The organism is Rhodovarius sp. (assembly GCF_040399605.1).
In the GTDB taxonomy this organism is placed as follows: Bacteria; Pseudomonadota; Alphaproteobacteria; order Acetobacterales; family Acetobacteraceae; genus Rhodovarius; species Rhodovarius crocodyli_A.
Genome location: NZ_JBBARU010000001.1, coordinates 94,486 through 107,968 on the forward strand (window position 1 = coordinate 94,486; position 13,483 = coordinate 107,968).

General features: G+C 65.3%; 15 protein-coding genes. 10 read left to right on the plus strand and 5 right to left on the minus strand.

Translation table 11 applies throughout. From position 1 onward, the window contains the following. The first annotated feature begins 34 nt into the window (after positions 1 to 34). From ABWP84_RS00450 to ABWP84_RS00465, 4 genes are read left to right on the plus strand one after another with little or no spacing between them, the layout of a single operon-like run. Entirely contained in the window at positions 35 to 196 is a 162-nt protein-coding gene (locus tag ABWP84_RS00450) for a DUF1328 domain-containing protein (protein ID WP_353210121.1), read from the plus strand. After that, the gene (locus ABWP84_RS00455; protein ID WP_353210012.1) at positions 196 to 861 is read left to right on the plus strand and encodes a hypothetical protein; all 666 of its coding nucleotides are present in this window, start codon (positions 196 to 198) and stop codon (positions 859 to 861) included. Before ABWP84_RS00450 ends, ABWP84_RS00455 begins: the two co-directional genes overlap by 1 nt. Continuing rightward, entirely contained in the window at positions 858 to 1,880 is a 1,023-nt protein-coding gene (locus tag ABWP84_RS00460) for an SbmA/BacA-like family transporter (protein ID WP_353210013.1), read from the plus strand. Before ABWP84_RS00455 ends, ABWP84_RS00460 begins: the two co-directional genes overlap by 4 nt. A gap of 21 nt (positions 1,881 to 1,901) precedes the next feature. Then, positions 1,902 to 2,693 carry an ATP-binding cassette domain-containing protein gene (locus ABWP84_RS00465; RefSeq protein WP_353210014.1) on the plus strand — a complete coding sequence of 264 codons (792 nt, stop codon included), beginning with the start codon at positions 1,902 to 1,904 and terminating at the stop codon, positions 2,691 to 2,693. A gap of 131 nt (positions 2,694 to 2,824) precedes the next feature. On the opposite strand, the gene rpsO is transcribed toward ABWP84_RS00465, so the two are convergent. From rpsO to ABWP84_RS00480, 3 genes are all read right to left on the minus strand, one after another. Further along, the gene (gene rpsO, locus ABWP84_RS00470; RefSeq protein ID WP_353210015.1) at positions 2,825 to 3,094 is read right to left on the minus strand and encodes a 30S ribosomal protein S15; all 270 of its coding nucleotides are present in this window, start codon (positions 3,092 to 3,094) and stop codon (positions 2,825 to 2,827) included. Between the two features lie 24 nt (positions 3,095 to 3,118). Beyond that, positions 3,119 to 4,075: a tRNA pseudouridine(55) synthase TruB gene (gene truB / locus ABWP84_RS00475; protein ID WP_353210016.1), complete on the minus strand. Its 957-nt coding sequence runs from the start codon at positions 4,073 to 4,075 to the stop codon at positions 3,119 to 3,121. An 89-nt stretch (positions 4,076 to 4,164) separates the two neighbouring features. Next, positions 4,165 to 4,779: an FMN-binding negative transcriptional regulator gene (locus ABWP84_RS00480; RefSeq protein WP_353210017.1), complete on the minus strand. Its 615-nt coding sequence runs from the start codon at positions 4,777 to 4,779 to the stop codon at positions 4,165 to 4,167. A gap of 98 nt (positions 4,780 to 4,877) precedes the next feature. Here ABWP84_RS00480 and ABWP84_RS00485 point away from each other — a divergent pair, with 98 nt between their 5' ends. The 5 genes from ABWP84_RS00485 to ABWP84_RS00505 all read left to right on the plus strand — a co-directional run bounded on the left by ABWP84_RS00485 (position 4,878) and on the right by ABWP84_RS00505 (position 9,771). Continuing rightward, positions 4,878 to 5,810 carry an Hsp33 family molecular chaperone HslO gene (locus tag ABWP84_RS00485; RefSeq protein WP_353210018.1) on the plus strand — a complete coding sequence of 311 codons (933 nt, stop codon included), beginning with the start codon at positions 4,878 to 4,880 and terminating at the stop codon, positions 5,808 to 5,810. Further along, entirely contained in the window at positions 5,807 to 6,145 is a 339-nt protein-coding gene (locus tag ABWP84_RS00490; RefSeq protein ID WP_353210019.1) for a DUF423 domain-containing protein, read from the plus strand. Before ABWP84_RS00485 ends, ABWP84_RS00490 begins: the two co-directional genes overlap by 4 nt. A gap of 364 nt (positions 6,146 to 6,509) precedes the next feature. After that, entirely contained in the window at positions 6,510 to 7,427 is a 918-nt protein-coding gene (locus tag ABWP84_RS00495) for an SAM-dependent methyltransferase (protein ID WP_353210020.1), read from the plus strand. Positions 7,428 to 7,435: 8 nt separating this feature from the next. Next, positions 7,436 to 8,113 carry a ribulose-phosphate 3-epimerase gene (gene rpe, locus ABWP84_RS00500; protein WP_353210021.1) on the plus strand — a complete coding sequence of 226 codons (678 nt, stop codon included), beginning with the start codon at positions 7,436 to 7,438 and terminating at the stop codon, positions 8,111 to 8,113. Next, positions 8,101 to 9,771, plus strand: a complete 1,671-nt coding sequence (locus ABWP84_RS00505) for a heparinase II/III family protein (RefSeq protein ID WP_353210022.1) — start codon at positions 8,101 to 8,103, stop codon at positions 9,769 to 9,771. The genes rpe and ABWP84_RS00505 overlap by 13 nt, the downstream gene beginning before the upstream one ends. Before the next feature lie 269 nt (positions 9,772 to 10,040). On the opposite strand, the gene ABWP84_RS00510 is transcribed toward ABWP84_RS00505, so the two are convergent. Continuing rightward, positions 10,041 to 10,652, minus strand: coding sequence for a Maf family protein (locus ABWP84_RS00510; protein ID WP_353210023.1), 612 nt, complete (start codon positions 10,650 to 10,652; stop codon positions 10,041 to 10,043). Beyond that, the gene (locus ABWP84_RS00515) at positions 10,649 to 11,539 is read right to left on the minus strand and encodes a pyruvate, water dikinase regulatory protein (protein ID WP_353210024.1); all 891 of its coding nucleotides are present in this window, start codon (positions 11,537 to 11,539) and stop codon (positions 10,649 to 10,651) included. Before ABWP84_RS00515 ends, ABWP84_RS00510 begins: the two co-directional genes overlap by 4 nt. 883 nt (positions 11,540 to 12,422) lie before the next feature. Here ABWP84_RS00515 and hemE point away from each other — a divergent pair. After that, the gene (gene hemE / locus ABWP84_RS00520; RefSeq protein ID WP_353210025.1) at positions 12,423 to 13,460 is read left to right on the plus strand and encodes a uroporphyrinogen decarboxylase; all 1,038 of its coding nucleotides are present in this window, start codon (positions 12,423 to 12,425) and stop codon (positions 13,458 to 13,460) included. The last annotated feature ends 23 nt before the right edge of the window (positions 13,461 to 13,483 follow it).

Genomic DNA, 13,483 nt, shown 5'->3' on the forward strand with positions numbered 1-13,483 from the left:
GCATCCCTTCCAACGCCGAATGCCGGAGGCCGCCATGCTGACCTGGACCCTGATTTTCCTCGTGGTTGCCATCATTGCCGGGGTGCTCGGCTTCAGCGGCATCGCCTCCACCGCTGGCGGCTTCGCCCGCGTGCTGTTCTTTGTCTTCCTGGTGCTCTTTGCGGTATCGCTCATCACCGGGCAGCGCAGCTACTGATGTTGCGCCCCAGCCTGACCTCGGCCCCGGCCCTGGCCCTGGCCCTGGCCCTGCTGGCTGGCATGGGCCAGGCGCAAACCCCCAGGCCACCACCCAGCGGCCTGTGGTTCGACCCCACGCAACTGCCCTCCTATACCGGCCGCGTCGAGCGCTTCATCCATAATCCCGCCGGTGAGACCGACCGGCTGCTCTTCCGCGAGGGCACCCAGATCGTCCTGCCGCCCTTCGAGGCCGAGGCCATTCGCGAGGCGGTGCGCCAAGGTGATGCGCTGACCGTCTGGGGCATCAGGGCCCGCGCCGCCCCGGTGGTGGTCATGCTCGCCTGGGCGCGGGTGGCCAGCGAAGGAGCGAATTTTGTTGCCCAACCCTCCTGGTTCGCCCCCACCCGGCGCGGCACGGCGCAGCTTCGTTTGGCGGGGGTGGTGGAGCGTGCCCTGCTCACCCCGCAAGGCGAGGGCATGGGCGTGCTGCTGACCAATGGCGATGTGCTGCGCCTGCCACCCGCCCTGCATGCCCGGCTGGGCGATGCGCTGGCCCCCGGCGCATCCATCGCAGCCCAGGGGCTGGGCAGCCAAAACGGCCAGAGGGTGGCAATCGACGCCGAAAGCCTGGGGCAGAATGCCGAAACCATGGCCCCCCTGCCGGTGGCCGCCACACTGCCATGAGCCAGACCCCCGCCCTGCAACTGGCGCCGGCAAGCGGCAATCCCTTCCGCGCATTCGCCCGCCTCGCACGGCTATGGCTCTGCGCGCCCGATCGCGGCAATGCCCGCCTGCTCATCGCCATCCTGCTGCTGCTCACTGCGGTGCAGGTGGGGGTGCAGATCGGCTTCAACATCTGGAGCCGCAACTTCTTCAACGCGCTGGAAAACCGCGACAGCATCGCTTTCCAGGCCGGCATCATGCTCTTCCTCAGCCTCGCCGTGACATCGATGACGGTGGCGGTGAACCAGCTTTACCTCAAGCAACTCATCCAACTGCGCTGGCGCGGCTGGCTGACGCGTTATCTGGTGGAGGCGTGGATGCGCGATGGCCGGCAATACCAGTTGGAATTGGCCGGCCAGGGCGCCGATAACCCCGACCAGCGCATCGCCGAGGATGTTCGCGTCGCCACCGAATTGGCGGTGGAATTCGTCACCGGCCTGCTGAGCGCCCTGCTCATGCTCATCGCCTTCATCGGCATTCTCTGGACGCTCTCGGGACCGCTGCACCTGGCCATGATGGGGCGCGAGGTGGAAATCCCGGGCTATATGGTCTGGGCCGCGCTGCTCTATGCCCTGCTCGGCTCCAGCCTGACCTGGATGGTGGGCCGGCCGATGGTCACCCTCAACGTCAAACGCACCGCGGCCGAGGCGGATTTCCGCTTTGGCCTGACCCGCGCGCGCGAAAGCGGCGAGGGCATCGCCTTCATCCGCGGCGAGACCGATGAGCGCCGTGGCCTCTCCGCCACCTTCGAGCGCGTGGCAGGCAATGTGCGCGCGCTGATGCGCAGCCAGCGCAACCTGATGTGGCTGACCAGCGCCTATGGCACGCTGGCGATGATCTTCCCCACCATTGTCGCCTCGCCCGACTATTTCGCCGGCGTCATCACCCTGGGTGGGCTGATGCAAATCGGCGCCGCCTTCGGCCAGGTACAGGCGGCGCTGAACTGGTTCGTCGATAATTTTCCCCGCATCGCGGAATAGCGCAGCGCCATCAGCCGGCTGATGGGTTTTCAGGCCGCGATAGAGGATCTGGCAGCGCTGGCAGCGGACCCGGAGCAGCCAACCATCACGGTCAGCGTCGGCACCGCCGATTCACTCGTGCTGCGGGACCTGGAGGTGGCCTTTGCCGATGGCACGACGGTGATCGCAGAAAGCTCGGTGGAGATTCGCGCCGGCGAGCGGGTGCTGATCAAGGGCGCCTCCGGCAGCGGCAAATCCACCCTGTTCCGCGCCATTGGCGGGCTTTGGCCCTGGGGTGCGGGCGAGATCATCACCCCGCCCGCCGCCAGCATGATGTTCATGCCGCAACGCCCCTATCTGCCGCTGGGCACGTTCCACGCAGCCCTCAGCTACCCCGCCGCCACCGATGCTTTCAGCGATGACAAGGCGCGCGAGGCGCTGCGCCTGGTGGGCCTGGCCCATCTCGCCCCCAGCCTCGATGAGGAGGAGCGCTGGGACCGCGTGCTGAGCCTGGGCGAGCAGCAACGCATGGCCTTCGCCCGGCTGCTACTTCACAAGCCGGCCTGGATTTTCATGGACGAGGCCACCGCCGCGCTCGACGAGCCCAATCAGGACATGTTGATGCAATTGGTATTGGACCGGCTGCCCCATGTCGCCCTGGTCTCCATCGGCCATCGGCAAGGGCTGGAGGTTTTCCACAACCGCACCTTGACCCTGAAACGCCAACCCGAGGGCGGTGCCCAGCTGAGCCTGCCACCCCGCCGCCCGCGGCCCAGCACCGGATGGGTGGCGCCGGGCCTGCGGGATCGGTTGCGAAAAGTGATGGATTCGTAGGCGAGAAACCTGTCATGGCCCATATTGGGAGAGAAACAGCAGTGTTATCCGCCATCCCAGCCAAAGCCGCAGGACGCTCTCAAAAATCCAGTGCGGCGCGACGGAGAACCCCGCCGCACCGCAATGGCATTTTACCGACGCAGGCCGACGCGCTGGATCAGCGTGACATAACGCTCACGGTCCTTGCGCTTCAGATAATCCAGCAGGCCACGGCGCTGGCCCACCATCACCAGCAGGCCGCGGCGCGAGTGGAAATCCTTCGCGTGGGTCTTCAGGTGCTCGGTCAGGTTGGTGATGCGCGCGCTCATGATAGCGACCTGCACTTCGGGGCTGCCGGTATCGCCAGGCTTGGTGGCGTATTCGGCAATGACTTGAGCGCGACGCTCATCGGTGATCGACATCGGCTTATCCTTTTATGAGAGGTTTCAGTGCCCGGTCTCGGTTGTTGCCATCAGGCGTTCGGGGAAACACATCCCCTCCTCCAGACGGCACAACCCGACAAACCGTTCCCCTGCCATCGCGCGGATCAACCCCCCTGAGGGATTGGCCGCCGGCGGAACCCGGCCCATGAACTCCACCAGGCTAATCGCCTGGCCGAATTGAAGGCGGGCGGCCTCCGCCTCACTCATGGCCAGGGCCGGGATGTCGTCCAGCGCGGTCGTGAGCGGAAGCAGAAGGTCCAGAGAAGGGGCAGGTGTATCCCCCGAAACCAGTAGGCTGTCCAGCGCCACGGCATGGGATTCCTTGAACGGCCCCACCGAAAGCCGCCGCAAAGCCGCAATATGGCCCAGCGAGCCCACCGCCTTGGCCAAATCCCGCGCCAGCGAGCGCATATAAACGCCCTTGCCCGACTGCACCTCGAAGATGGCATGGTCCGCATCGGGCCGCTCGGTCAACTCAAACTTATCCACCCGGGCCGGGCGGGCCTCAAGCACCACCTCCTGCCCATCGCGCGCCAGGTCATAGGCCCGGTCACCATTGATCTTGATGGCGGAATAGATCGGCGGCACCTGCATGATATCGCCGGTGAAGGCCGGCAACGCCGCGCGGATCGCATCATCCGTCGGCCGCGCATCGGTGGTGGCTATCACCGCGCCATCGGCATCATCACTGTCACGCGCCTCGCCGAATTTCAGCGTGAAGCGATAGGTCTTGGTGCCATCCATCACATAGGGAACGGTCTTGGTCGCGGCACCAAAGGCCACCGGCAGCAGCCCGGTGGCGAGCGGGTCCAGCGTGCCGCCATGGCCCGCCTTCTGCGCATCAAAGGCGCGTTTGACCTTGTTGACGACATCAGTGGAGCCGATGCCCGAGGGCTTGTCGACAATGAGCCAGCCATCGATGGGCCGGCCCTTGGGCTTTTTACGAAATTGGCGGGGCATTTTTTCTGTTTGCAGTGTGAGGGGGCGGGTTGTAGCGATGTGCCGCCCGGGCGCAAGCGCGCTGACCAGCCGATCAATGCTTGCGCGCCTCAGCGCCGCGCCAGAACCATCGCCGCAGCCACCGCCTGATCCCTTGCATCAGGGCTGGCGGCCAGGCCGGCTGCAGCTCCCCCGGCATCAGCAGCATTGCGGTTCTGGCTGAGCTTGCGCTTGCCAATCAACCGCTCCACCCGCAGCACAAACCCCACAATGCCCTTCAATTGGCCGGCAATGTAGCGCTCCGGAGCATCGGTAACCGCCCAGGGCTCGGCGCGCTTTTCCTCATGCGCCCGGGTCAGACCACTGACGATCTCATGCAGCCGCGCCGCATCCTCCACCACCTCGATGGCCCCATGCGCGTGCACCGCCTCATAATTCCAGGTCGGCACCACCTGATGCGTCTCAGCCTTGGACGGATAGAAGGAGGGCGAGACATAAGCCTCCACCCCCGGAAATATCGCCACCCCCCGGCGCAGCCCATGCCAATGCGGGTTCGCCCGCGCCATATGGCCTATCACCACGCCATCGCTGAATTGCAGCGGCAGATGGGTGATCAGCGGCACCTCCTCCGGCCCATTGGAAACCAGGGTGCAAAGCCGGGCCGCCGCCATGATGGCGGCCAGGATTTCGGGGTCATCCTCACGGAAGGCGGGCGGGTTATACATGCGCCACTTGTAATGGCGGCGCAGATGGCTTGGAAGCCACGCATGCCCACTTGACGGGCCAGAACACTCATGCGCGCAACCATCCCATGCCGGACCCCATGCCAGATTTCCTCAATGCCGATCGCCCGCCCGTGCCCCAACTGGTCGTGCCCACGGCGATGCAGCCCTTCCACCTCGAAGGCCGCCCGGTGCGCGGCTGCCTGGTGCGCCTGGGCGCCCTCGCCGATGCGCTGCTCAGCCGGCACGATTACTCTCCCCCCGTCGGCAGAGTGGTGGGCGAGGCGCTGGCGCTCACCGCCGGCCTCGCCGCCGCGCTGAAATACAAGGGCAGCTTCTCCCTCCAGGCCAAGGGCGACAGCGTGATGCCCATGCTGCTGGCCGATTGCACCGATGACGGCCAGTTGCGCGGCCAGGCCCGCGTCGAACATGCCGAACTCGCCAAGCTGATGGAGGTGGATCACGACCCACCCGCCGCCGGCCTGCTCGGCAAAGGCTACCTCGCCTTCACCTGCGATCAGGGCCCGGATATGGAGCGCTACCAGGGCATCGTCGCCATGGACGGCATCCATCTGGCCGATATGACGCAAAGCTATTTCCGCACCTCCGAGCAATTGCAGGCTTTTGTCCGCCTCGCCTGCGCCCGCACCGAAGCAGGCTGGCGCGCGAGCGCCTTCATCCTGGAGCGTGTGGCCGGCGAGGGCGGTCTGGGTGACAGCACCCGTGAAGAGCAGGACGAGGCCTGGCGAACCACCACCCTGCTCGCCTCCACCCTCAAGGATAGCGAGATGCTGGATGACGCCCTGCCCTCCGCCCGGCTGCTGCATCTGATGTTCCATGCCGAGGGGCTGGTGCTCGATCAGGCGCGGGCGCTCTCCTATGGCTGCCGCTGCTCCCGCGCCAAGCTCTCCGGCGTCCTGGGCGGTTTTTCCGACGAGGATTTGGATGAAATGGCCCAAGGTGGCGCCATCACCATGACCTGCGAGTTCTGCAATTACGATTTCCGCTTTGACCGCGCCGAGGTCCGGCGTTGAGCCATGCGCTGAAGGCCCTGGGCTGCCTGGCCGGGTTTCTGGCCGTGCTCTTCGCCGCGGCCGGCGCGCATCTTGGCCTGGGCGAGGCCGAGGCGCGCATGCTGGCCTCGGTCACCATGCTGCTGGGCTTCCACGCCCCGGCCCTCATCGCCGTGGCGCTGTGGGGCGCCTGGCGGGGCGGGCTGCTGCTTGGGCTGGGGCTGGGGCTCTTCTCGCTGGCGGTGTTGCTGCGGGTCTTTGCCGGCATCTCCCTGGGGCCGGTGGCGCCAATCGGCGGTTTCGCCATGATGGGAGGCTGGTTGTGGCTGGGCGTGATGGCACTGCGCCGGCGCTAGAGGCATTTGTCCTCGGATTATTTTCCTTTAAATCCCCAGCCATTTATCCTATCCTGCCCGCCCAATAACGGAGATTCACCTTGGCATTCCCGCCCCCCCAGCATCGACCGGAACAGCTTCGCCTCCGGCGCGGCGGTGAATTTGTCCGAAACCCTCACTTTGATGTCATCACGCAAAATGAATCATTGCGAATCAAATGGTTTGCCTCCCAACCCGCCATTTCAGCCAATAGGGGCAAGGGCACGCCAATCCACCCACACTTTCCACAGGTTTATCCACAGCACGACGATAGATTGATGACATCTTGGCGTCTGAGAATCCACCGAATCCACAGAATTATCCGCAACCCCGCCGAGATGCGGCCATGACACCGCGCGCCGCATGGCTCGCCGCCCCCGGGTTCGAGGCGGATCTGGCAGAAGAACTCCGCCGCCGCAGCGTCAATTTCACCTGGCATGGCCGGCTCGCCCTCTCGGAAAATTTGCCTTTCCACGCCGCCTGGGCCCTGGAATGCTGGACCGCGCCGGTGCTGCTGCCTGCCCCCTCGGTGAAGGCGGCCGCCGATGCGCTGCGCGCCATCCAGCGCAACTGGGCTCTGCTGCCCACCGAACATCACCGCCGCGCCGCCCTCATCGAAACCCGGCTGCCGCCGGTGAAGGCCCGCCCTCTCACCTTCCCCGAACCCGCCCCCACCGGCCATCTCGGCGGCTGGACCATGCTCGATGGCGGCACAATCCTGGCATCGCCCAGTAAGACCAGCCCCTTCGTCAACGGCGAACCGCGCTTTGTGGAAGATCGTGAGGGCCCGCCCTCCCGCGCCTATCTGAAATTATGGGAGGGGCTGACCCGCCTCGGCCGCTTCCCCGCCCCTGGCGAAACCTGCCTGGACCTCGGCGCCTCCCCCGGCGGCTGGACATGGGTGCTGGCCAAGTTGGGTGCCAGTGTCATCGCGGTGGACAAGGCCCCGCTCGACCCCGCCATCGCCGCCATGCCCTCCGTCATCTGGCGCGGCGAGAGCGCCTTTGGCCTGCCACCCGAAAAGGTGGATTGGCTCTTCTCCGATATCATCTGCTACCCGGCCCGGCTTTTGGGCCTGGTCGAGCGCTGGATGGCTGCGGCGCAGCCTGGGGCCATTGTCTGCACCCTGAAATTCCAGGGCGAGACGGATCATGACACGGCAGAAAAATTTGCAGCCATTCCAGGCGGAGTCATATTCCATGCAGCGCATAACAAGCATGAACTAACATTTGCCTGGTTGCCGGGCAGGGAAAGCCAGGGCTAGACAGGCAGATGCACCCAACCCCCCGCATTAGCCCCAGCCTTCTTGCCGCCGACTTCTCCCGGCTGGCCGAGGAGGTGCGCGCGGTGGAGGCCGCCGGCGCGGATTGGCTGCATCTCGACATCATGGATGGGCATTTTGTGCCCAATATCTCCTTCGGCCCCGGCTTGATCAAAGCGCTGCGCCAGCACACCAAAATGCCCTTTGATGTGCATCTGATGATCGCCCCGGCCGAGCCCTATCTGGAGGCCTTCGCACAGGCCGGTGCCGATATCATCTCGGTCCATCCCGAGGCCGGGCCGCATTTGTACCGTTCCCTGCAGACCATCCGCGCCCTGGGCAAGAAATGCGGCGTGGTACTCAACCCCGCCACACCCGTCAGCAGTATCGAGAATGTGCTCGATCTGGTCGATCTCATCATGGTCATGACGGTCAATCCAGGCTTTGGCGGGCAGAGCTTCATCATGAGCCAATTGCCCAAGATCGCCGCCCTGCGGCGGATGATCGATGCAACGGGGTGCGATATCGCGCTCGAAATCGATGGTGGCGTCACCGCCGCCACCGCGCCACATTGCCTCGCAGCCGGGGCCGATACGCTGGTGGCCGGCACAGCGGTCTTCGGCGCCGGAGATTACGCCAGCGCCATCGCCACGCTGAAACAGGCAGGGAAAACGCCATGCCAGACCTGATCCGCAACGCCAGACGCTGGATTTCCGGCCTCAAGCCGGTGCGCGTGCCTGATGCCCCCTCCCGCCCCTTCAAGGACCTCTGGCCCGGCGAGGCAGCGCGCGGCGCGAGGCTGCTAACGGGTGAACTGGATGTGCTGGGCACAGTGCGCCCGCTGGAACCGGGCACGCCGGACCAGCCGGGCATTGGCTGGGCACCCGGGGATGGGCCGCTGCTGTGGCGGGCCCATGCGCATGGCTTTGGCTGGCTGCGGGATCTGCGCGCCCTGGGCACCGATGCCGCAAGGGTCCGCGCGCGTGATCTCGCGCATGATTGGTTGGCCAATGGCGCAAGCCAGGATCTGGCCCAGGCGCCGGAAGTGGCGGGTGCGCGCATTTCCGCCTGGCTCGGCCATTGGGATTTTCTGGCCGCCTCCGCCGATGATGGTTTTCGTCGCGCGTTGCTGACGCGCCTTGCACTGGATGGCCGCGCCGTGGTGGCGGGCCTGCCGGCCGAGGCCGCGCATCGCGGCGCGCTGGTGGTGCTCAAAGCCGGCATCGCAGCCGCCGTGGCGCTCGAGGAGGAGGGCTGGCTCAACCGCGCTCTACGCCTGCTGCCTGGTGAGTTGGAGCGGCAATTCTTCCCTGATGGCGGCCATGTCGAGCGCAGCCCGGCCCAGCATCTGGCCGCGCTGCAGGACCTTATCGAGATCCGCAACCTGCTGCATGGCACCGGCGCCAATACCCCCGCCCAGCTGGGTGGGGTGATCGAGCGCGCCTGCCAGGCGCTGCGCTTCTATCGCCACCAGGATGGTGGCCTCGCCCTATTCAATGGCACGCGCGATGAACCGGCGACGCTGGTCGATTTGGTGCTGCATCATGGCCAGGCCCGCGGCCGCGCACCGATGCTGCTGCAAGACACCGGCTTCCACCGCATGCAGGGCAGCCGCACCCTGGTGGTTGTGGATTGCGGCGCCCCACCACCGGGCCGCGCGCCCGATCTGACCACCGGCATGCCCCGCGCGGGGGACCGGTTCTCTCATGCCGGCACCATGTCCTTCGAGCTGAGCGTTGGGCGTGACCGGCTGATCGTGAATTGCGGCGCCTCGCCGGCGGCAGAACCCGTCTGGCGTGATGCGCTACGCGCCACCGCCGCCCATTCCACCCTCACCCTCACCGATACCAATAGCAGCGAATTGCGCGAAGAAGGCCTCGGCCGCCGTCCCGAGCGCGTCTTGCCCGAGCGGCAGGAGCAGGACCACGCCCATTGGCTGGAAATCACCCATGATGGCTGGCGCAAGCCCTTTGGCGCCATCCATCGCCGCACCCTCTATCTGGCCGAAGGCGGCGATGATTTGCGTGGCGAGGATGTGGTGGAATTGCCCGGCGGCGTCACCGAAACCCTCAGCTGGGTGGTGCGGTTTCACCTCCACCCCGGGGTGAGTGCCAGCCTCGTGGAGGATGATGCCGCGGTGCTGATGCGGCTGCCCAGTGGCCATGGCTGGCGGCTGCGGGCGCGCGGTGCGCGCATCGCATTGGAGGAAAGCGTCTATGCCGCTGCCGAAACCAGGCGCAGCCAGCAAATCGTGCTCTATGCCGAGCCGGATGCCGAAGCAGTGCGCTGGGCAGTGAGCCGCGTGGTGGCCGGTGGCAGTGATGCGCCGCTGATTGAAGGTGCCTAGCGCCGTTTCACCGAAGGCGCAGATGGTGAGATGGTTCTAACAAGCTGCTGTACAAAGGTGATGGCGGGGGAAAAGAGCGAAAGGGCTTTGCCCTCTCGCGCTCTCCCACCAGGAAAATGATTTTCCTGGACCTTTGAATAATTTGTTAAATCACTGATTGATCGAAGGTGGAGGAAACGCAGTTTCCTCCTGGGGTGCTCGAGGGGCAAAGCCCCTCGATCTTGTCTCCCCGCACTATCCACTCTTCAACAACCTGCCAGCGCGACCTTTCAGCCCCGCAGCACCCCATGCTGGCGCAGAAAGCCCAGCAAAGGCAGCATGGCGAGACCCAGTATGGTGCTGTGCTCGCCTTCGATGCGCTGGAACAGATGCACCCCCGCCGCCTCCAGCCGATAGGCGCCGACGGTGGCCAGCAATGCCTGCCCCTCGGCCGCCAGATAGGCGGCGATGAACTCATCCGAGAGCGGGCGGACATGCAGCGTCGCCACGGCGACATTCTGCCAGACCCGCTGGCCAAAGCGCCAGGCGACGGTTCCATTGACGAGCTGGTGGCTCTGGCCGCTGAAGGCGCGCAAATGCGCCGCCGCCTCGGCCATGTCGCGCGGCTTGTCGAACCAACGCTCGCCCATCACCAGCAATTGGTCGCTGCCGATCACCAGGGCTTCGGGGTCGCGGCGGGCAATCTGGCGGGCCTTGGCATCGGCCAGCATCACCGCTGCATCGCCAACGCGCAGACCCTCGGCCTGGGCGGCCTCTTTCAGCGCTGCCTCGTCCACGGCGGCGGGGATGGCCTGATAGCGCAGGCCAGCGGCATCGAGCAGCGCGCGGCGGCTGGCCGAGGCACTGGCCAGAATCAGCGATGGTGATGCGGCCTGGATCAATTCTGTTGCCCCAGCACGGCGGCGGCGGGGTCCTCGGGCCTATGCTCGGCCTGGTTACCACGCTTGGTGTGCCACAATTCGACCTGTTGCAGCACGGTGGCTGCGGTTTCCTCGATGCTGCGGCGGGTGACGTCGATCACCGGCCAGCCGCGCGATGCGCAAAGCCGGCGGGCGGTGAGGATTTCGGCTTTCACCGCCTCGATATTCACGTAATCCGTCTCGCCCATCCGCACGCCGCCGGCGCCGATGATTTTCAGCCGGGAGCGGCGGATATCGACCAGGGCGCTCACATCAATGGTCAGGCCAACCACGGGGCAGGGCGGGTTCTCCAGCTCCGGCGGCAACTCCGCCCCGGGCACCAGGGGGATATTCGCCGCCTTCACGCCGCGATTGGCCAGGTAGAAGCAGGTGGGCGTCTTGCTCGACCGTGAGACACCCACGAGCACGACATCGGCATTGGCAATGCCGGCAGTGCCCTGGCCATCATCATGGGCGAGCACATAATGCATGGCGTCGATCCGGCGGAAATAATCCGCATCCATCACATGCTGGGCGGCGCGTTTGGAGACGGCGCGGGTGCCGATCTCGTGCTGCAACAAGTTCACCACCGGGTCGAGCACTGACAGGCAGGCCACGCCCAGCCGCCCGCAGGTCTCCTCCAACGCCATGCGCAGGCTCTTATCCACCAGGGTGAAGAGGACAGGGCCGGGCTCGTGCTCAATGCCTTCCAGCACCCGGTCTAGATTGAGGCGCGAGCGCACCAGTGACCAGCGGTGATGCACCACATGATGCTCCTCAAAGCGGGAGAGCGCGGCGCGTGCGATCGAATTTAATGTCTCGCCCGTGCTGTCGGAGACCAGATGAAGGTTGGTGGTGCGGTGGACCATTGTTGGCGGTGTCCGGGGATGGAGCTGAGTCATGGGGATAGAATCAGGGTTTCATCCTGGGCTCGGTTGAGTCGGGGATGCAATGCACAATGGAACAACTTCGCCCCGCCGACCATCGCATTGGGTGCAAGCTGGGGACGAAACGGCCAAACCACGGGAATCAAGAGGAGAATCACCACCCTGCTGTGGGAAGAGGAGGGGGTTAAAGCAGGCGGCAAGCGGGGTTCCTCGCTATCCACAGACAATACTACTACCAAATTTTTTACTGAATCTTGTTTTGTGGAGGAGGGAGCGGCGTTGGTGGGGAAAGCCCGCTGCTGCGTGCAAAGCCAAAAAGCTTGCAGGCGAGATCATCGCATACAATGGAATTATTGTGGATCTTGGCACGGTGCATGTGCCGCCCTACTGCATCAGGCGGCGCGCGCGGGCTGCGGTGGGTGAGGCCGATCAACCACCAGCGAGGCGATTAAGGCGCAAGCGCAGCCGCAACCACCGATCAGCCCACAGCAGCGCAGGGGCCATCGAACCCAGCGTCTCGCCCATGCTGTCAGAGGCCAGACCCATGTGAGTGATCCGGTGAGGCGTTATTGCCGGTGTTCGGGGATGGCACTGAGTCATGGGGATGGAATCAGGCTCTCGTCCCGGCTTTGGTTGAGTCGGGGATGCAATGCACATTCGAACAAATTTGCCCCGCCGGGCACCGCATTGGGTGCAAGCTGGGGATGAAACCGCCAAGCCAAGACAATCAAGGGCAGAATCAGCCAATGCGCCACGGGGACAGCATGGGGCAAAGCTCGGCGTGAGCGGGGTTCCTTGCTATCCACAGGCCCTACTACAACCCATACCTTTATCAAATCTTGTTTTGTTGCGCATAGTAGCGACGATGATCGCGAAACCCATTCTCACCGTCCTCTCCGGCCAGCCAGTCTGGCCCCCCCCCGTGTGGATGATGCGCCAGGCCGGCCGTCATTTGCCGGAATATAAGGCGACGAGGGCGGAGGCTGGCAGCTTCCTCAACCTCGTCACCAATCCCGAGCTGGCTGCCGAGGTGACGCTGCAACCGGTCAGGCGCTACGGCATGGATGGCGCCATCCTGTTCAGCGATATCCTGATGGTGCCCTGGGCGATGGGCCAGAAGCTGTGGATGGAGGAGGGTGAGGGGCCGCGCCTGACGCCGATCACCGATATGGCAGGCTTGGCGGCGCTGCGCCCGGGCGAGCTGCGGGCTGCCGCGGCGCCGATCTTCGAAACCGTCTCCCGGGTGCGTGCCGCCCTTGATGAAGCCAATTCCAAGACCACGCTGATCGGCTTTGCCGGGTCGCCCTTCACCGTGGCCTGCTACATGGTTGAGGGCCGCGGCGGCAGTGATTTCGTCCGTGTCCGCCAGCTTGCCTATTCGGATCCGCAATTTTTTGCCCGGCTGATTCGGGTGCTGACGGATGCCAGCATCGATTATTTGCTCGCCCAGTTGGAGGCAGGCGCCGAGGCGCTGATGCTGTTCGACAGCTGGTCCGGCTTGCTCTCTCCCAGCCAGTTCCGCCGCTGGGTGATCGACCCTACCGCCGCCATCCGCCGCGCGCTGGCACAAGCGGCGCCGCATATTCCGGTGATCGGCTTCCCGCGCCTGGCGGGGCCCATGCTGGCCGATTATGGCAGCCGCACCGGCATGCAGGGCATTGGCATGGATACGGCGATGGACCCGCGCTGGGCCGCGGCCAATGTCGCACCCGAAATGGCCTTGCAGGGCAATCTGGACCCGTTGGTGTTGATGATCGGCGGTATTGCGCTGGAAACCGAGGCCCGCAGCCTGCTGAGCGCGATGCGTGGGCGGCCCTTCATCTTCAACCTGGGGCATGGGATCGAGAAGGAAACGCCCATCGAACATGTGACGGCGCTGCTTCGCCTCGTGCGAGGGGGTTGAATCCCGCGCTGGCATCGGTATCT